Raw genomic sequence first — 17,920 nt, 5'->3', positions numbered from 1 at the left:
GTCATGACCACCACTGTCTCCGTCCCGCCGCCCGTGGCGGACCCGCCGAGGAGGAGCCGCTGGGGCCTCTGGGCGCAGGGCGACTTCCGCAAGCTCTGGATCGGCGAGACGACCAGCGGCCTCGGCACCGCCGTCGGCAACGTCGCGCTCGCCCTGGTCGCCGTCGTGACCCTCGACGCCTCGCCGTTCATGGTCGGCGTGCTGACCGCCTCCGCCTGGGTGCCCTGGCTCTTCCTCGGTCTGCTGGCCGGCGCCTGGGTGGACCGCTGGCCCCGGCTGAAGGTGATGCTGGTCTGCGACCTGCTGTTGCTGCTGCTGTTCGGCAGCGTGCCGGTGGCGGGCTGGTTCGACGCCCTGACCATGGCCCAGCTGGTGGCGGTGGCGCTGCTGGCCGGTGCGGTCAAGGTGTTCTTCTCCACCGCCTACGGCGCCGTCCTGCCCGCGCTGGTCGCCAAGCAGGACCTGCTGGAGGCCAACGTCAAGCTGCGCTCGGGGGACTCCGCGGCGGAGATCGCCGGGCCGGGTCTGGCGGGCCTGCTCTCCCAGGTGTTCGGCGCGGCCAGCGGGCTGCTCGCCGACTCGGTCACCTACCTGGTGTCGGCGCTCTGCGTGGGCACCATCAAGGCCGAGGAGACGCCGCCGCCGGTCTCCGAACGGCGCGGCATCCTGCGGGAGATCGGCGAGGGCGTCCGCTTCCTGGCGCACGACCCGTACCTCCGCACGCTGGCGACCTTCGGTGCCGTCGGCAACCTCGGGCTGAACGGCATCCAGGCGGTGCAGACGGTTTTCCTGGTCCGCAGCGTGGGGGTGACGCCCGGTGGGATCGGCATGGTCTTCGCGGTGGTGTCGATCGGCGGCCTGGCCGGTGCGGCGCTGGCCGGGCGGATCGCCAGGCGGTTCGGCACGGCGCGCGGGCTGCTGCTCTGCGAACTGGTCGCCGCGCCGTTCATCCTCCTGCTGCCGTTGGCCGGCGAGCAGCTGCCGCTCGCGGCGAGCGCCGTCGCCTGGTCGGTCGCGGTCTGCGGGGTGATCGCCGGGAACGTCATCGCCGGCAGCTTCTACCAGTCGTACTGCCCGCCCGAGATGATCGGCCGGATCCGGGCCAGCGCCTCGACCGTGAACTTCAGTGCCATCCCGGTGGGCGCCCTGCTCGGCGGCTGGCTGGGCGAGGTGCTCGGTGCCCGCACCACCATCTGGATCATGGCGGGCGTGCTGCTGTCGGCCGGCGCGGTGCTGCTGGCCGGCCCCCTGCGCGGCCTGCGGAACTTCCCCGAGCGACCCGCCGACTCCTGACCCGCCCCCGGCGGACCCTCACCCCCGGTCTCCCCGGTCTCCCCGGTCTCCCCGGTCTCCTCACCTCCCTCACCTCCCTCACTTCCCGGAGCCCCGCCATGACCCGCACCGCCCGCCCGCGCCGCTACCTGATGTGCCGTCCGACCCACTTCGAGGTCAGCTACGCGATCAACCCCTGGATGGATCCGGCCAAGCCGGTCGACACCGGCCTCGCCGTCGCCCAGTGGGAGCGGCTGTACGAGCTCTACGGCGAGCTCGGTCACCGGGTCGACCTGATCGACCCGCTGCCCGGCCTGCCCGACATGGTGTACGCGGCGAACGGTGCGACCGTCGTCGACGGCCGGGTGCTCGGTGCCCGGTTCCGCAACGTCGAGCGCGCCGCCGAGGGCCCGGCCTACCTGGAGTGGTTCCGCGCGAACGGCTTCACGACGCACGACCCGGAGCACGTCAACGAGGGCGAGGGCGACCTGCTGCTGACCGGCGGCCACCTGCTGGCCGGACGGGGCTTCCGCAGCGAGTCCGCAGGGCACGCGGAGGCGCAGGAGTTCCTCGGCCGGCCGGTGATCGGCCTGGACCTCGTCGACCCGCGCTTCTACCACCTCGACACCGCGCTGAGCGTGCTCGACGGCGACGAGGTCATGTACTACCCGGGCGCCTTCTCCGCGGGCAGCCGGGCGGTGCTGCGGCGGCTGTTCCCGGACGCGGTGCTGGTGGAGGAGGCGGACGCGGCGGTGTTCGGGCTCAACGCGATCAGCGACGGCCTGCACGTGGTGCTGCCGGAGGCCGCGACCGGGGTGGCGGCCCGGCTGCGGGAGCGCGGCTTCCGGCCGATCGGGGTGGACCTCTCCGAGCTGTTCAAGGGCGGTGGCAGCGTGAAGTGCTGCACCCTGGAGATCCGCCCCTAGAGCGTGCTGCGGCCACCGGGACCCGGCTCGCCCCCGCCCGCTCTCGGCGACGGGCGACCGGATCGACGACCGGATCAACGACGGTGATCGACGCACGGTGCTCGTGCGTCGATCTGCCGTTGAACGCGCCTTGCCATGATGATCCCATCACCCCGGAAAACCCCTTCCCACCAGGGAAGACGCCCTAGGGAGCAGTCATGGCGAAGCACTCGAACCACCGTCTCACCCGGATCCGCCTGGCCGCCGCCGGCCTCGGTCTGGCGATCGCCCTCGGTGCGGCGGGCACGGCGATGGCCGACGGTGCGACCGGCGCCGGCCAGGGCGGGGTGGTCACGACCACCCCGACCCCGACCCCGACCCCCACCGACGGCGGCGGGCACGGCGACTGGAACAGCACCGGCTCCTGACCCCCGTACCGGGCACGGCTCCCGCCGCCTCCCCGAGTGCAGAACCGTTTCTTCAACGGCCGTTGCTCCGCCCCCGTCCACATGGGCACGGACGGCAGGGACGGCCCCGAGCCCTCCGCCGCACCGGCGGCCGGCCGGCTCACGGCTCGACCAGCGCGAACGCGGGCTCCGTCAGCAGCACCGCCACCTCGGCGGCCTCAGGCAGCCCCAGGCGGGCGAAGATCTCGAACGCCTGCCGGAGCCTGACCCCCGCCTCCGCCCCGCGTCCGAGGTCCGCGAGCGAGCGGCCCAGTACCACCAGCGCCTGCGCCTGGTCCCGTTCCGCCCCCAGCTCCTCGCAGAGCGCCAGGGCCTGCCCGGCGTGGTCCAACGCCTCGTCGGCCCGGCCGAGCGAGCGCAGACTGTCCGCCAACCGGTAGCGCGCATGCGCGGCCCGGTCCCGCAGACCCGCGCCCAGCGCCACCGCCAGGCACTCGCCGAACCACGTGACCGCCTCCGCGTGCCGGCCCAGCGCGTGCAGCGCCAGCCCCAGCACGTAGAGGGTGTACGCGCGCCCCGGGTCGTCCTGCCGGGTGCGCAGCTCGGCGAGCACCTCGTGGCAGATGGCCACCGCCTCGTCCGCCCGTCCGCTGCGGACCCGCGCCAGCGCGGCGTTCACCGTCGTCACCAGGGCCCCGGAACGGTGTCCCAGCGCGTTGGCCAGCAGCAGCGCCTCGTCGTAGAGGTCGACCGCCTCGTCGTAGCGGCTGAGGAACTGGCAGATCAGGCCCAGGTCGTTCAGCGCCTGACGGAGGATCACCGTGTCCCCGGCGGCCCGCGCGGCCCCGGCCGCCTGCCGGGCCGCCGCCTCGGCCGCGTCCAGCCGGGTCGCGGCGAGGGCGACGTTCCCGCGCAGGAAGTGCGCGCGCCCCTCGGCCCGGACGTCCCGGTGCCGGGCCGCGGCCTCGGCCAGCGCGTCGGCGGTGGCTGCCAGCCGGCGGCTCGGCGGGGTGAGCACGAACGGGGTGAGCGCGATCAGCAGGTCGATCGCGGCCCGCAGCGCCGACCCGTCCGCCCCGCCGTGGGCCGCCCCACCGTCCGAAGCAGCCGCCGCGCCCGCCGGAGTCACTCCCGCCGGAGTCACTCCCGCCTGCTCCGCGACCTGGGCCGCCAGGGCCACCGCGCCCGCCCGCTCCGCCGACGCCCACGCCCGCGCGGCGTCGTGGCCGGCCAGCGGAACGCCGGGGGAGCGGGCCGGGCCGAGCGCGCCGGCCGCCGGGTCGCCCGGCACCGCGTGCTGGAACGCGGTGCACGCCGTGGCCAGCAGGTGGTCCAGCAGGCGGTCCCGGGCGGCCACCACCTCGCCGTGGTCCCGGGCCGGCTCCGCACCCTCCGCCGGCCGCCGCCGGGCGAACGCCCGCAGCAGGTCGTGGTACCGGTACCGGCCCGGGAACGGCGACTCGACCATCGCCACGTCCACCAGCGCCTCCAGCAGGTCCTCGGCGTCGTACTCGTCGAGGTCCAGCAGCGCGGCGGCCGAGGCCAGGCCGATGTCCGGCCCGTCCACCGACGCGACCAGCCGGAACGCCCGGGCCTGGTCGGCGGTCAGCTGCCGGTAGCTCAGCTCGAAGGCCGCCGCCACCGCGAGGTCCCCGATCCGCAGCTCGTCGATCCGCCGCCGCTCCACCTGGAGGCGGCGGCTGAGCGTCTCCACCGTCCACCCGGGCCTGGCGGCCAGCCTGGCGGCCACGATCCGGACCGCCAGCGGCAGGTGGCCGCAGGCCACCACCAGCTCCCGCGCCGCGTCCTGTTCGGCGGCCAGCCGTTCGGCGCCGATGGTGCGGCCCAGCAGGTCCAACGCCTCGGCGGGCTGGAACACGTCCAGGTCGACCTGGACGGTGGCGGGCAGTCCGGCCGGCCGGGTGCGCCCGGTGGTGAGCACCGCGCAGCCGACCGCCCCCGGCAGCAGCGGCCGGATCTGTGCGGCGTCCTTCGCGTTGTCCAGCACCAGGAGCAGCCGTCGTCCGTCCACCACCGAGCGGAACAGCGCCGAGCGGGCGTCCAGCCCGTCCGGCACCGCGTCCGCCGCCACCCCGAGGGCCACCAGGAACCCGCTGAGCACCGCCTCCGGATCGGCCGGGACGGGGTCGGACCCGCGCAGGTCCACGTACAGCTGACCGTCCGGGTAGGCGTCCCGGACCCGGTGCGCGACGTGCAGCGCCAGCGCGGTCTTGCCGACCCCGCCCATGCCGACCACGGTCGCGATCACCAGGGCCTGCGGGGAGGGCGAGCCCAGGGCCTCGTCCAGCACCCGGACCGGCGCCGTCCGCCCGGTGAAGTCGGCGGCGTCCGGCGGCAGCTGCGCGGGGCGGGGCGGCGCGGCGGCCGGTCGGGCCGTCGTGCGGGCCTCGCCCGTTTCCTCCGGCTCGCCCGCCCCGGCGGCGGCCTCGGGCCCGCTGCTCCCCGCCACCGCCGGGCCCGCCGGCTCCGGCGCGGCGGGTGCGGCCAGGGCCGGGTCCCCCTCCAGGATCCGCCGGTGCAGCTGCTCCAGCTCCGTGCCCGGCCCGACCCCCAGCTCCGCGAGGAAGAGCTGCCGCACGCCGCGGAACACCGCGAGTGCGTCGGCCTGCCGTCCGGCCTGGTACAGCGCGCGCATCAGCAGCTCGTAGGCCCGCTCGTGCAGCGGGTGCTCGGTGGTGAGCGCGGTCAGCTCCGGGATGCAGCGCGAGTGACGGCCCAGCGTCAGGTCCAGGCCGATCCGCTCCTCCAGGAGGGTCAGCCGCAGTTCCTCCAGCCGCTGCCGGTGCCGCTCTGCGAACGGACCGGGGATGCCGGCCAGCGGCTCGCCCTGCCACAGCTCCAGGGCCTGGTTGAGCAGGTCGCGGGCGCGCAGCGGGTCGGTCCGGGCCGTGCGCTCCGCCTCGGCGGCCAGCGACTCGGCCTCGGCCGCGTCCACCGCGAGCTTGGGCAGCACGAGGCGGTAGCCGTCGCCCATCGACACCAGGACGCTCGGTGCCTTGTCGTCGCCGCCCCGACCGCCGTCGGCGGGCCCGTCCGCGCCGCCGACGGTTCCCCCGTCGAGGATCTTCCGCCACCGCCACGCGTAGGTGCGCACGGTGGTCATCGCGGCGTTCGGGGGCTCCTCGCCCCAGAGCGCCGCGATCAGGTCGGTGGCGCTCGCCGAGTGGCCGGGCCGCAGGAGGAGGACGGCAAGCATCGCCTGCTGCTGCGGACTGCCCACCTTGAGCGCCGACGCGCCCCGGTACGACCGCATCAGACCGAGTAAGGAAAAACGGAGATCGCCCAAATCCTGCCCCCAGCTGCCCCAGGACAGTGCCCGCCCCGCTCGTGCACATGTCAGACTTCGTGTCACCTATAAACCACAGCGCCGCACCCGATGTCGAGACTTCGTTGAGCCTGTGGTGACCGGGCGTTGAACGCGGTCGTACAGAATCGACCGTGCGGGGGGCCACCGGAGACGGTCCGGTCGGTCCCCGTCCCGCCCTGCACGCCGGGCACAGGGAAACCCCCTGATCCCCGAACTTCCCTACCCCCCAAGGCCGCTACCGCCGCGGGCCGGTCCACCCCGCGCCTGCCTCCGCCCGGACGGCCGGGACCCCTGTGCTCCGGCCCCGCCGTCGGTCGCCGCAGCGCGGGCCACGACCATACCTTCGGAGGCGGACGTCCGTGAATACCGCTCTGCTCTACCACCTGCTCGACGTCGACCCGGCCGACGGGCCGGCCGAACTGCTCCACCGCGCCCGCAGCAGCCGCGGGCTGCCCGCCCTGGTGCTCTCCGCCCTGGCCGGCGACGGCGTCCGGATGGGCGAGCCCGCCCGCGCCGAACTCCGCCGGGCCCACGACCGCGCCGACCGCTACACGCGCCTCGCCGACGGCCTCGCGCGCTCCACCGGCGTCCGCGCCCTCCGCGGCCTCCCGCTCGCCGGCTACTACCCGGCCGACCTGCTCAGGCCGCTGGACGTCCTCGACCTGGTCGCCCCCGGCGAGGCCGCCCTCTGGCAGGCCGTCGTCCGCCTGGTCACCGACCACCCGGTGGAGCACATCGAGGTCACGCTGCTCGGCGACCGCCCCCACCACACCGCCGTCACCGTCCTCTGGCCGTCCGAGGACCCGCTCGTCGACCCGTGGTACCGCGTCCGCGTCACCACCGCGGCCCTCGACGGGGACGGCGCGGGCGTCCCCGTCCGCCCCTACCTGGTCGCCGACGACCACGTCGAATGCCTCATCGCCCTCGCCGAGGAGGGCCTCCGCCGCCCCTTCCTCCCGGCCGACGTCCTCGACGTCGCGGCCCTCGACCGGCAACCCTTCGAACCCGCCGAGACCGCCGCCGTCGTCGCCGCCTACCGGCTCGCCCCCGAGGCCGCGGCCCTCCTCGACCTCGCCGCCACGTACCTCCCGCTCGGCCCGCTGGCCCTGGTCCGCGCCACCCTCGAAGCCGAACTCGCTCCCGAGAACCGCCGCCGCACCGAGGCCGCCGCCGCCCTGCGCCCCGCCGCCCGCCACGGCACCCTGCTGCGCCGTACGGTCATCCGCCACGACTGGGACGAGGCTCTTCTGGCCCCCGTGCCCGACGGCCCGCTCCTGCTCACCCCCGTCGCCGACTACCTCCTCACCCCGGCCCCGGACTCCGCCACGCACGCGGAACGCGCGGCGGGGCTGCGGGCGCTCCACGACTGGGACGCACTCTGTTGACCGGGCCGCTTCGCTTCGCTACGTCCTGCCCGCCGCCACGGCGCCGACCACGGCGGCGACCACGGCGGCGACAGGCCGGCCGGTCGGCCGGAGAAGTCCTACTCCTCGACCGGTTCGGCGTCGCTCAGGTCCTCCACCCGCACCGGCCGCCGCCCGTCGAACACCACGGCCAGGCCGTACGGGTCGCAGACCGGCAGGCTCCCTTCGGTGAACCGCAGCTGCCACCCGTCCACGAAGAAGTCGACCTGCGGGGCGCCCAGCGGAAGCTCCGCGGCCGGCGCCGCGAGGTAGTGCCCCGCCTCCTCCGCCGAAAGCCCGAGCGACCCCGGGTCCGAGGCCATCACCCGCTGGACGAACCCGAGCGCCGCCCCGACGAAGCGGTCCACCTCCGCGACCACCTCGCCGAGAAGCGTCCGATCCACCTGCCCCGGCTCCTCGCCTGCCTCCAGCAGCACGTTGACCTCGACCGGCTCCCCGCCCCGCGCGCACCGGGGCGGCTCCGTCACTCCCCAGACCCGCAACCCGCCCGGCCCGTCCGCGACCGGCACCAGCCTGCCGAACCCCGCGCCCGCCGTCACGCCCGCTCACCGCTCCCGGTCACCGGCCACCTCTCGTTTCGCTCCAGTCGCTCTCAGCGTAGGGCCCGACCACCGCGGCTCCCTCGACCTGTCCGTCCTTCTCGCTTCACGTCCACGGGAGTTGTCGGTTCGCCGGCGGACGGTCGAGCCTTGACCGGACATCGAACTTAGGTAAGGCTAACCTTCATGTCGGATGACTTCCCGGTGCACGGCCTCTCGGGCGTGGCCAGTACGCTGCTCACCCCCCTCTACGGCCGCGCCCACGCCGACCGGCTGCTCCCCGGCACGGACTTCCGGGACCCGCTCGCGGCGGCCGTGCTCGAACTGACCGGGTTCCGGGCCGAGGAGGTGCTGACCGACCGGTCCAACGCCGTCGGCGCGATCCACCGGGCGATCGTCTTCGACGCCCTGGTGCGGCGGTTCGCCCGGCTCCACCCCGACGGCGCGGTCGTGTCGGTCGGCATCGGCCTCTGCACCCGGGACACCCGCCTCGGGGACGCCGTACCCGAGGGCGTCCGGTGGATCGGGGTCGACGTGCCCGAGGTCGCCGAACTGCGGCAACGGCTCCTGCCCGACAGCGCCGTACGGCTGCACGCCGCCTCCGTCACGGACCCGGAGTGGGTCGAGGCGCTGGTGGGGGAGGACGGCCCGGCCCTGGTGGTCGCCGAGGGCGTGCTGATGTACCTCACCGACACCGAGGTGTCCCGCTTCCTGACCGACGTCCACCGGCAACTCGGACCCGGCACCGGCCTGCTGGCCGACTTCTTCCACCCCTGGGTGGCCCGCAGCGGCCTCCATCCGATCTCCCGCGCCACCGGGGCCCGGTTCCGCTCCGGCGCGCGCGGCGCCGCCGGGCTCGCCGCCGCCGCACCCGGCTGGAAGGCCGTCGCCGAGCACCCGGTCATGGAACGGATCGGCCCCGTGCAGCGGATCGCCGCCGCCGTCCTGCGCGTCCCGATGCTCGGTCACCGCCCCTACGCGGTGGCCGAGCTGACCGCCGGCGGACCGCCCCGCTGACGACGCGGCCCGCCACCGGACCCGGCCGGGCCCGCCCGACGCGGCCGGACCGCCGCCGGGTACCCCTCGTCCGTCGCGCCCTCCTAGGGTGGCCGGTGCAACCCCGACCGCCCCCGAGAGGTGACCACGTGACGACCACCCGGCCCGCACCCGATCCGGCCCCGCGCGCGGAACTCGGCGTGATCGGCGGCTCCGGCCTGTACGCGCTGCTCGACGACGTCACCGAAGTCACCGTCGACACCCCGTACGGGCCGCCCAGCGACTCGCTGTTCGTCGGCGAGGTGGGCGGCCGACGGGTCGCGTTCCTGCCCCGGCACGGGCGCGGGCACGCCGTCCCGCCGCACCGGATCAACTACCGCGCCAACCTCTGGGCCCTGCACTCCCTCGGGGTCCGCCAGGTGCTCGGCCCCTGCGCGGTCGGCGGGCTGCGCCCCGCGTACGGGCCGGGCACCCTGCTCGTGCCCGACCAGTTCGTCGACCGCACCTCCGGCCGGGAGCAGACCTTCTACGACGGTGTCCCGCTCCCCGACGGCTCCGTCCCGGGCGTCGTGCACGCGCCGATGGCCGATCCCTACTGCCCGGCCGGCCGCGGCGCCGTCCTGGCGGCGGCCCGGGCCGCCACCTGGGAACCGGTCGACGGCGGCACCCTCGTGGTGATCGGGGGCCCGCGCTTCTCCACCCGCGCCGAGTCCCGCTGGTTCACCGCGAACGGCTGGTCGGTCGTCGGCATGACCGGCCACCCGGAGGCCGTCCTCGCCCGCGAACTCGCCCTCTGCTACACCTCCCTGAACCTGGTCACCGACCTGGACGCGGGCGTGGAGAGCGGCGAGGGCGTGACCCACGCCGAGGTGCTGAAGGTCTTCGCCCGAAACGTGGACCGGCTGCGCACGGTCCTCTTCACCGCCCTGGAGGCCCTCCCCGCCACCCGCACCTGCCCCTGCCCGCACGCCCTCGACGGCTTCACCCCCGGGCTCCCCGGCCTCCCGACCACCTGACCGGGACTGCCCGGCCCGCCCTCAGGCACCCGCGTGGACGTAGGCGGCCCAGATGTGGGGGCGGTCGGGTATCCGGCGGCGGAGTTCGCGGACGGTGTGGTGCAGGGCGAGGGCGCTCCCCGGGGTGTCGTCGGCCGTCACTCGGCGGTAGAAGTCGCGGGTGACGTGGTCCGCGTGCGCGCTGTCGATCTCCCAGAGCGTGCCGACCGCGGCGGGGAAGCCGGCGAGCAGGAAGGCACTCGTGATGTGGATGGCTTCGTCGCTGAGCCGCTCCGAGGTGCGCGCCGTGCCGCACGCCGTGAGGAAGGCGAGCCTGGCGGCGTGCGGCCGGGCCCGGCAGATCTCCAGGACGGAGAGCTGCTCGCCGCTGGGCAGGTGGAGCCGGGCGCCGGACGGTTCGGCCGGGTCGGTGGCCGCGTGGCAGCCGAAGTGCACCCACTGGGTGCCGCCGAGCGCGCCGAGGACGGCCTCGCGGGTCGCCGCGGTGCCGACCAGCGGCGCGGGCGCCCGGAGCAGGCCGGCGGCGTAGCGGGCCGCCTCCGCGACGCCGGGCATCTCGTTCTCGGGGGCGGCGACCAGCAGGGCGGCGGTCCCTCCGGCGGCCGGGCCGCCGCCCTCGCGGTGGGCGGCCCGGGAGCGGGCGTACGCCAGGGTCTGGAACCCGGGGACGTAGGAGGAGACGACGGTGTCGAGCGCGGCGCCGCAGCCGGGCTCGTCGCAGTCGGGCAGGGTGCACTGGGCGGCGTGCAGCGGCAGGGCGTGGAAGGCCCCGGTGGGGATCCACCAGATCCGGGGCCACGCCCCGGAGTCGGGCACGGGTCCGTCGGCCCCCAGATGGGCGAGGACGGGGCGGACGATCTTGTGCCAGGTCCAGGACAGGGTGCGACGCGTGGTGGCCCCGGCGCCGACGAGGTCGGCCGGGGAGGGCCGGGCGGAGCCCCGGAGGCTGACGGCGCCGACGGCTTCGCGCAGCCGGTGGGCCGTGTCGGTGAGCTCGTCGGTCGGCGGCGCGAGGGGCAGCGCGGCGATCGTCCGGCCGGTCACCACGAGGGCGTGAAGGTAGTGCGGGCCCTGGAGGAGGAGGACGACGGGCCCGTCGACGGCCAGCTCGCGCAACCGGTCGCCGGTGAGCGGCCGGAGGAAGGCGTCGAATCCGGGCAGGGTACGGATGTGCCCGATCAGCTCGTCGAGGTCCCGCGAGGCGTGGAGCCCGTCGAGCCGGTCCCGCTCGGGCACGACGTCGGGGGCCCGGCGAGGCCCGGCGTCGGCCGGACGGGGGGCCGGCCCGGCCTCCGGCCCGGTCGTGGTCAGATCGGCCAGCAGGCCGGTGAGCCGCTCGAACTCGCCCGCCGGCCCCGGGTGGGCGGCCCGCAGGTCACCGAGGTCGGCGCGCGCCTCGATCCGCCGCGACAGCAGCAGCCCGCGCCCGCGCTCCAGCAGCTCGACAGCCCGCTCGACGTCGGGCCCGTCGACCACGGACACCGTCCGGCGGGCGCCGGTGTCCCGGCCGGCAGCCACCGACAGGATCAGCTCGACGATGCCCCGGAGGTCCCCGTCGAACGAGGACAGCCCGTGCTCGGCCGCGGGCTGTGAGCTGCCCCGGTCGGTGACCTGCGCCAGCAGGTCGACGGCCACCTCGACGTGCGCAAGGGCCCTGGGGATGCCAGACCTCGACGCCCGCAGGGCATCCTGCGCGCCCCAGATCTCGATGTGCGCCCTGGTCGCCACGGAGGGCGTGAAGCCGCCGGGAATCCGCGGGTTGATGGCGACCAGGCCCTCGAACAGCAGACGGTCCACGGCTTCCAGCCGGTTCGAGCTCTCGGGTGCCGGCCCTGTCGAGTCCACCGCTGGTGGGAACCGCAGGGTTCCGACGGCCATGGAGACGGGGATCCGCAGGAGGTCGGCCCACCCCTCGGGGGCCTCCGGCGCGACGGTGGCGATGACCCGCTCGATCTCGTCGATGAAACGCCGATTCTGACCGGGGTCGCTGCTCCCGTTCGCCCAGACCCGTTGGGTGAGGACGGTGACGAGCGTCATCGCGGACGTCAGCCGTCGGCGGTGACCGGGGACGAACGCGGCGAACGTCGTCCGACACCGGTCGACCAGCTCGTCGGTGAGGACGGCCTTCGGACGACCCCCCGGGCCGAGGAGGTCGATCAGGTTGAGGCAGTCATCGCCGACCGCGTCGAGCCGCAGCTGCGCGGTCCACCTGGCCGAGCTCGTTTCGGCGCCGAGTTCCTTGATCCGCAGCGCCGCCCGGCGGGCCAGGGCCAGCTGGTCCGGCTCGTGACCGAGCAGGTAGTTCTGTACGGCCGTGGCGTATTCGGTGTTGGCCGACACGAACGCCTGGGCGAGGCCGGTGGCCCTGCGCGGGTCCCTGGGGCGGATCGCTGCTTCGGCGATGACCGCGGCTGCCTCGCGAGCGGCCTCCGGATCGATGCGAAAGGCAGAGACGGCCGTGAGGGCGTAGGCGAGGAGCTCGTCGGTGGCCTCGGAGTCCGCAGGGGCACGGGTGCGGGCGTAGCGGAGCAGCTGGATGATCTCGTCGATGACACCGAGGTCCTGGGAGGTGTTGGCCCGGACCATCAGGGTGGTACCGAGGGTCGCGGCCACGTGGGCCCTCTGGAGGCTCTCGTTCTCGGTGAGTTCGGCCATGATCGCGCGCAACTCCGCGATCGCGTGGTCGAGGCCGTCCGTGTCGCCGGGGTCGAGGAGGTCGAGCCGCAGAGCAGCGAACCGGGTCGGCAGGGACCTCGGCCGGGCGAGCTGCGGGTCGTCGAGGCCGTCGGCCGGTTCCGAGGGGAGGGCGGCGATCACGGCGAGGGCCAGGGCCGGCGCGTAGTGGCACGCGAGCAGTGGATCGCAGATCGACGAGCCCGCCGGTGACGTGCGGGCGACCTCCTCGGTCAGCGTTCTCACGTCGGCATCCGCCCGGGCGGCCCCGGCCGGGTCGACCGCCCGCGATTCGTCGGCCCCGAGCCCGGTGAGGGCGGCCAGGACGGCAACGTAGGCGTAACGGCGCGGCTCCTCCGGGGGGACCGCGGCCAGTGCGGCGCGGAACCGGGTGATCTGCTCGTCGGGGACCCTCGTGCCCGTGCTCATCGAGTCCGCGACGGCGAGGAGTTCCAGCTCGATGTCGGGGGGCGCGCCCTGGTGGTCGTACAGCTCCCGGAGCTGGTTCACGAGCTCCCCTGCCGCGCCCGGGTCGAGCTGTTCGGGGGCGGTGCCGTCACCTCGCTCCCGGAGGAACGCCTGCTGAGCCACGCTCAGGGCGGCGGTGACGACGGGATGCGCCGGGTGCTCGGCGGGTGTGGCGGCGAGGGCCGAGTGCAGCCGGTGTACGGCGCAGGCGATCCGGCAGGCGTCGTGCTCCCGGGTGCCCGCCTCGGTGAGGACGAGTCCGATCCGCAGCTCGAACTGCCCCGGCCAGGAGGTCGAATCGGCCTGGAGCTCGCGCACCGTCCGCAGGGCCTCCAGGGCTTCCGGGGGCAGGGTGCCGGCCGGAGCCGCCGCGACCAGACGGTCGACCTCCGCGAGCGGCGGGTCCCCGAGCATTCGCGCCGCATCCAGGACGGTTCCGAGGGCGAGCGCGGCCATGCCGGTGCCGGCCGCGTCCAGGTCGCCGGGGGTGACGGAGGACAGTGCCTCGGTCGCCACCCGGCCGTGCCGCCCGGCGACGGCCAGCGCGCCCGGATCGGCGGTGAGCCGGAACCGGGCCAGCTCCAGTACGAGGGCCTGCATGGTCAATCCGACGTCCCCGTCGGGCCCCTCCGGCAGCAGGCTCCGGGCGAACGCGGACCAGGCGAGCGCGCGGCCCAGCGCTGCCAGTCGGTCGGGTTCGGCGACATCCGGGGCTTCGATCAGCTCGCCGTGGGCGGCGCCCGCGAGTTGGGCGAAGCGCGCGTCGTGGAGCGGGTCGGCGGGGTCGAAGGACTCGCCCAGCGCGGCCGGGAACCGGATGTCCCCGGGGGTGCGGGATTGCAGGAAGCCGGAGGTGGCGCCGATGAAGAGAACGTTGACGGCGGCCTCCGGGTCGTCCGGCCCCTCGTGCCGGAACCAGAACGTCCGGAAGACGGCGAAGACCCTGTCGAGATCGACGGGACTCTCGGGCCATGTCGTCGCCTCGCGCAGGAGCGCGTACGCCTCGTCCGTCACCTCCGGAGCCCGGAGCGGTAGTGCGTCGTCCGTGTCCCTGTACCTCAACAGCCTTGCCGTAAACCGTTGGTGAAGGTCAGTCACGTATTCAGCGTAACCTGACGTATCGTGGCGAGGAGTGTATCGAGGGGGAACCGTAAGGGGGGACCGTGGGAGCCGGGGGCAAGGAGCGGCGGGCCTTCGAGGACGCCGTCGAGTACCTCTGCCGCAACGCCGGGGCGTTGCGCGATCTCGTCGGAGCGACCCGTTGGGACGGGCCCTTCGCCCTCGTCCGCGACGGCGACCCGGCCACCGGCGCGTGGCACGACGCCGTCCGGGCCCTCCACGAGGCCGCCGAGGACGCCGGAATCCCCGGCGGGATCGGCCTGCGCACCACGATGGGCGTCGGCGACTGGCCGGGTGGGCCCACGCCGCGGTCGGTCGGCTGGATCTGCCCCACAGGCCGCTGCGCCCGGGTCGACCTGCCGGACGACGCCCCGCCGGACGCCGTCGGGCCGGACAACGCCCCGCCGGACGCCCGGGTCTGCGCGCTGAGCGGCGGACCGCTGCGCCGAGTGGACTGAGACGCGCATGGGCCTGCTCCTCGAACTCCAGAAACGCATCCCCGACGGATGGTTCCTGCGCCGCCTGCTGCCCGCCGTCCTCCTGGTCGTCGTCGCCGCCGTCGGGGGCCGGCTCGGGCACCGGCACTGGGCCGACCGCGGCCTCGCCCGGGAGGCGGTCGCCGGTGTGCTGCGGTTCGACGGCGGACTCGCGTCCGACACCGCGGCGGTGCTCGCCCTCCTCGCGGTGGCCGCGGTGGCCGCCGCGTTCCTGCTGCCCTTCGCCGCCGGGGCGGTGGGCGCGCTGGCGGCGGGGGCCTGGCCCTGGTGGCTGACGCCGTTGGGGGAGCGGCTGACCCGCCGTCGGGCACGCCGCTGGGCGCCGCCTGCGGAGATCGCCCGGCAGGCCGTCCGGGCCCGCGCGGCGGGCCGCGAACTGCGCGCCGCCCGGCTCGACGCGCTCCGGGCCCGGGCGAGCCCGACCGCTCCCACCGGCCCCACCTGGTCGGGTGACCGGCTGCGCGCGGCGGAGGAGCGCATCAGGGCGACGACCGGCGCGGACGTCGCCGAGGCGTGGACGGGCCTGCTCCTCGGTGCGTCCGACGCTTCCCGCGAGGCGCTGAGCGCGGTCCGCGACTCCTACGACGCGGCCTGCGAGGGCCTGGTGTGGGGCGTCGCCTTCGCCGTCGTCGGCCTCTGGTGGTGGCCCTCGGCCGTGGTGGGGATCCTCGTCGGCCTCGTCTCCTGGCGCTCCCTGCGCCGCGCCGTGGACTCCCTCTGCCGTACCACCGAGGCCGTCGTCGCCCTCCGGCAGACCGACAGCCCGCCCAGCCCCTGACCTCGGCCCCGACCCTCGGTCCGGCCCCCGCCCGTCCCGCGCGGGACGTCGGACGGGCCGACTTCCCGCGCGCGCCCGGACCGGGCCGACGCCGGCGGCGAGCGCCCGCCGGTGCCCTGCCGCGCACCGGCCCCACCCCTACGCGGTCCCGCCGCTGCCCGTTCGGGCGGACCTCCCGCCGGTGGGGCCGGATCGGCAACCCGGCCGGGTCGGCGGGCGACAGGATGCGTGCGGCGGTCCCCCCGGAGGACCGCCCCGCTACGCCCCGAAGCCCGACGCCCCGACGCCCCGCCCAGGAGACTGCCATGGCCCAGCGAAATCCCGTCCGGATCCCCGTCCGGAGGCTGGTGATCGGGTGCACGACGCTCGTCGCCACGGGTGCCGTGATCCTCGCCCTCGCTCCCGCGCCGACCTCGTCCGCCGCGGAACGGCCGTCCGGTGCCGCGCGCCCGGTGCTGACGTTCAGCAGTCTGGACGGTCCGGTCACGAAGGCGGAGATCGAGTCCTTCCGCTCCTACGCCCTGACGCTCACTCCCGCCCCGAACAACATCCGCAACCAGTGGGCCCAGGGACACAGCGGCGAGGACACCAAGGCGATGGGCCTGGTGTACGAGGTGTCCGCGGACCGGGCGGTCCTCGACCGGATGATCGTCTTCTGCGATGCCGTCCTCTCCGAGCGCAACGACCTGGCGGCGAAGCCGGTCGGGCAGCACGTGCTCTGGACCGGCAAGGTCGATCCGGCCTGGCCCAACGACGTGTCGGCCGCGCCCGTCGGTACCGGCGGCGAGCAGGGCGATCCGGTCGGCCACCTGGCCTACTGCGCGCAGCTCGTCCTGCGGACGCCCGCCCTCTGGCAGACGAAGGTGCCCGACCACGACCCGCACGGTTACGGTGCCACCTACCTCGACCGGGCGAAGCGGTTCGTCAAGGAGGCCGACACCGCCGTGGACCGCCACATCCTGGGCCGGCTGCTGGACGTCTCGAAGGGCGACCGCCAGTACTTCGCCGCGGACTCGCCGTACAAGGGCGGCAAGCCGGTGCCGTGGAACCAGCAGATGATGTTCGACTACGCCTTCCAGAACCTGGCGGTCGCCCACCAGTTGCTGGGCGACGACGCGAAGCGGGTCGCCCGGTACGACCGGCTGGTGCAGGCCAGCGTGGACTGGTTCTTCGCGGAGGCCCGCAGCTACCGGGATCCCGCCGGGAAGACCGCCTACGACTGGGTGTACGCGGCGCAGACCCGGGACAAGGAGGACAACAACCACGGCAGCCTGGACTGCGCGGGCCTCTACCGTGCCTATCTGTCCGGCCGGTACGGCATCACCGCCCAGCAGTTGGCGCCGCTGGCGAACACCTTCGTGGACGCGATGAGCACCGGCTCGGGCCACTACGCCGGGCGTGTGGACGGCACCGACGGCACCGGGAACAGCGCGCCGACGAGCTACGTCCGCAGCGGCTGGCTGCTCACGGCGGAGTTCCGGCCGGACGCCTACGACAAGCTGATGAAAGCCAACTTCCCGAAGCGGACGACGACCGCCGCCGACCAGTTCTCCCGCGCGCTGATGCTCAAGTCCCGTCTGAACAAGCCGAAGGGCTGATCAGGGGTCGGGCGGTGCGGGGCGACCCAACGTCCGACCCGGCCGACCGGCCGTGACGGGGCGGAGTGCCGGTCGCAGTCCTCGGCGAGGCACTGCGACCGGCACGCGCGCCGGAGACCCTAGAGCTCCCTGACGTGGGGCGGGTTGCCGGTGGAGATGGAGAGCTTCCCCTGCTGGATCTGGACGTCGCATCCGCGGGTCAGCAGGCCGTAGTCCTTGGTCAGCGAGAAGTTCGCCTTGCCGAAGGCGACACCGAGGCCCCGATCGAAGGTCACCCACTTCTTGAACTCGTTGATCCCGAGGAACAGGATCCGGTCCGGCATGGTGACGAACAGCCGTTCGCCGTCGTGACTGAGTTTCATCCCCCCGCCGACGGTGAGGAGGCCCTTCACGTGGCCTTCGCCGGCGCGCAGCTGGTTGACGTCGGCCTTGTCGGCGACGACGGCGCCGAGGTCGTGCCCGCCGTCACGGTAGACGCGGACGCCGGACTTGGGGAACTCGATCCACCCGTCGGAGGTGTCACGGCCCTGGACCCACTTGGTGTTGACACCGTTCAGGTCGGCCTTGTCGGCGGCCACGGTGCCCCAGTCCTGGGTGCCGTCCTTGCGGACGTTGACGCCGGCCTGGGGGAAGTCGATCCAGCCGTTGCCGTGGTCGCGGTCGCCGACCCATGTGGTGTTGAGGCCGTTGAGGTCGGCCTTGTCCGCGGTGACGGTGCCGAGGTTCTCGGTGCCGTTCTTGTGGACGGTGGTTCCGGCCTGGGGGAAGTCGATCCAGCCGTTGCCGGCGGCGCGGTCGCCGACCCACTTGGTGTTGACGCCGTTGACGTCGGCGCGGTCGGCGGTGACGACGCCGAGGTCCTTGTTGGGGCCGTGGTAGACGTCGAGGCCGGTGTCGGGG

The 17,920-nt window shown here is 75.0% G+C and carries 13 protein-coding genes; 9 read left to right on the top strand and 4 right to left on the bottom strand.

The annotated features are described in order from the left end of the window. Positions 1–3 precede the first annotated feature (3 nt). The 3 genes from PUR61_RS20960 (at position 4) to PUR61_RS20950 (ending at position 2,605) form a co-directional block, all read left to right on the top strand. On the top strand, positions 4–1,293 hold the full coding sequence (locus PUR61_RS20960) for an MFS transporter (RefSeq protein ID WP_329880699.1): 1,290 nt from the start codon (positions 4–6) through the stop codon (positions 1,291–1,293). A gap of 98 nt (positions 1,294–1,391) precedes the next feature. Beyond that, positions 1,392–2,198: a dimethylargininase gene (gene ddaH, locus PUR61_RS20955; protein ID WP_329880697.1), complete on the top strand. Its 807-nt coding sequence runs from the start codon at positions 1,392–1,394 to the stop codon at positions 2,196–2,198. A 197-nt stretch (positions 2,199–2,395) separates the two neighbouring features. After that, entirely contained in the window at positions 2,396–2,605 is a 210-nt protein-coding gene (locus PUR61_RS20950; RefSeq protein WP_329880696.1) for a hypothetical protein, read from the top strand. 139 nt (positions 2,606–2,744) lie between these two features. On the opposite strand, the gene PUR61_RS20945 is transcribed toward PUR61_RS20950, so the two are convergent. Then, complete coding sequence (locus PUR61_RS20945; protein WP_329880695.1) at positions 2,745–5,858, bottom strand: AfsR/SARP family transcriptional regulator; 3,114 nt, start codon at positions 5,856–5,858, stop codon at positions 2,745–2,747. A gap of 413 nt (positions 5,859–6,271) precedes the next feature. Here PUR61_RS20945 and PUR61_RS20940 point away from each other — a divergent pair, with 413 nt between their 5' ends. Next, complete coding sequence (locus PUR61_RS20940; protein ID WP_329880694.1) at positions 6,272–7,297, top strand: hypothetical protein; 1,026 nt, start codon at positions 6,272–6,274, stop codon at positions 7,295–7,297. A gap of 98 nt (positions 7,298–7,395) precedes the next feature. Here PUR61_RS20940 and PUR61_RS20935 read toward each other — a convergent pair whose 3' ends face one another. Continuing rightward, entirely contained in the window at positions 7,396–7,875 is a 480-nt protein-coding gene (locus tag PUR61_RS20935; protein ID WP_329880693.1) for a hypothetical protein, read from the bottom strand. Between the two features lie 186 nt (positions 7,876–8,061). On the opposite strand from PUR61_RS20935, the gene PUR61_RS20930 reads away from it, so the two are divergent. Beyond that, on the top strand, positions 8,062–8,892 hold the full coding sequence (locus tag PUR61_RS20930; RefSeq protein ID WP_329880692.1) for a class I SAM-dependent methyltransferase: 831 nt from the start codon (positions 8,062–8,064) through the stop codon (positions 8,890–8,892). 128 nt (positions 8,893–9,020) lie between these two features. After that, positions 9,021–9,887: an S-methyl-5'-thioadenosine phosphorylase gene (locus tag PUR61_RS20925; RefSeq protein ID WP_329880690.1), complete on the top strand. Its 867-nt coding sequence runs from the start codon at positions 9,021–9,023 to the stop codon at positions 9,885–9,887. Between the two features lie 21 nt (positions 9,888–9,908). On the opposite strand, the gene PUR61_RS20920 is transcribed toward PUR61_RS20925, so the two are convergent. Then, complete coding sequence (locus tag PUR61_RS20920) at positions 9,909–14,090, bottom strand: CHAT domain-containing protein (protein ID WP_329880688.1); 4,182 nt, start codon at positions 14,088–14,090, stop codon at positions 9,909–9,911. 101 nt (positions 14,091–14,191) lie between these two features. Between PUR61_RS20920 and PUR61_RS20915 the strand changes: the two genes are divergently transcribed. The 3 genes from PUR61_RS20915 (at position 14,192) to PUR61_RS20905 (ending at position 17,020) form a co-directional block, all read left to right on the top strand. Next, positions 14,192–14,605, top strand: a complete 414-nt coding sequence (locus tag PUR61_RS20915; RefSeq protein ID WP_329880686.1) for a hypothetical protein — start codon at positions 14,192–14,194, stop codon at positions 14,603–14,605. Between the two features lie 7 nt (positions 14,606–14,612). Next, the gene (locus tag PUR61_RS20910) at positions 14,613–15,422 is read left to right on the top strand and encodes a hypothetical protein (RefSeq protein ID WP_329880684.1); all 810 of its coding nucleotides are present in this window, start codon (positions 14,613–14,615) and stop codon (positions 15,420–15,422) included. Between the two features lie 305 nt (positions 15,423–15,727). Beyond that, positions 15,728–17,020, top strand: coding sequence for a hypothetical protein (locus tag PUR61_RS20905; protein WP_329880682.1), 1,293 nt, complete (start codon positions 15,728–15,730; stop codon positions 17,018–17,020). Positions 17,021–17,139: 119 nt separating this feature from the next. Here PUR61_RS20905 and PUR61_RS20900 read toward each other — a convergent pair. Further along, a partial coding sequence (locus tag PUR61_RS20900) for a hypothetical protein (RefSeq protein WP_329880680.1) occupies positions 17,140–17,920 on the bottom strand: 781 nt, incomplete at its 5' end.

It is taken from the genome of Streptomyces sp. BE20, assembly GCF_036322525.1.
Taxonomy (GTDB): Bacteria; Actinomycetota; Actinomycetes; order Streptomycetales; family Streptomycetaceae; genus Kitasatospora.
The sequence above is the reverse complement of the archived record's forward strand: the minus strand, read 5'-3'. Positions and strand labels throughout refer to the sequence as shown.

Excerpts from the sequence above, each read along its gene's own strand:
- PUR61_RS20910 (WP_329880684.1), top strand. The coding sequence starts at position 14,613 with ATGGGCCTGCTCCTCGAACTCCAGAAACGCATCCCCGACGGATGGTTC.
- PUR61_RS20945 (WP_329880695.1), bottom strand. The coding sequence starts at position 5,858 with ATGCGGTCGTACCGGGGCGCGTCGGCGCTCAAGGTGGGCAGTCCGCAG.
- ddaH (WP_329880697.1), top strand. The coding sequence starts at position 1,392 with ATGACCCGCACCGCCCGCCCGCGCCGCTACCTGATGTGCCGTCCGACC.
- PUR61_RS20960 (WP_329880699.1), top strand. The coding sequence starts at position 4 with ATGACCACCACTGTCTCCGTCCCGCCGCCCGTGGCGGACCCGCCGAGG.
- PUR61_RS20905 (WP_329880682.1), top strand. The coding sequence starts at position 15,728 with ATGGCCCAGCGAAATCCCGTCCGGATCCCCGTCCGGAGGCTGGTGATC.
- PUR61_RS20950 (WP_329880696.1), top strand. The coding sequence starts at position 2,396 with ATGGCGAAGCACTCGAACCACCGTCTCACCCGGATCCGCCTGGCCGCC.
- PUR61_RS20930 (WP_329880692.1), top strand. The coding sequence starts at position 8,062 with ATGTCGGATGACTTCCCGGTGCACGGCCTCTCGGGCGTGGCCAGTACG.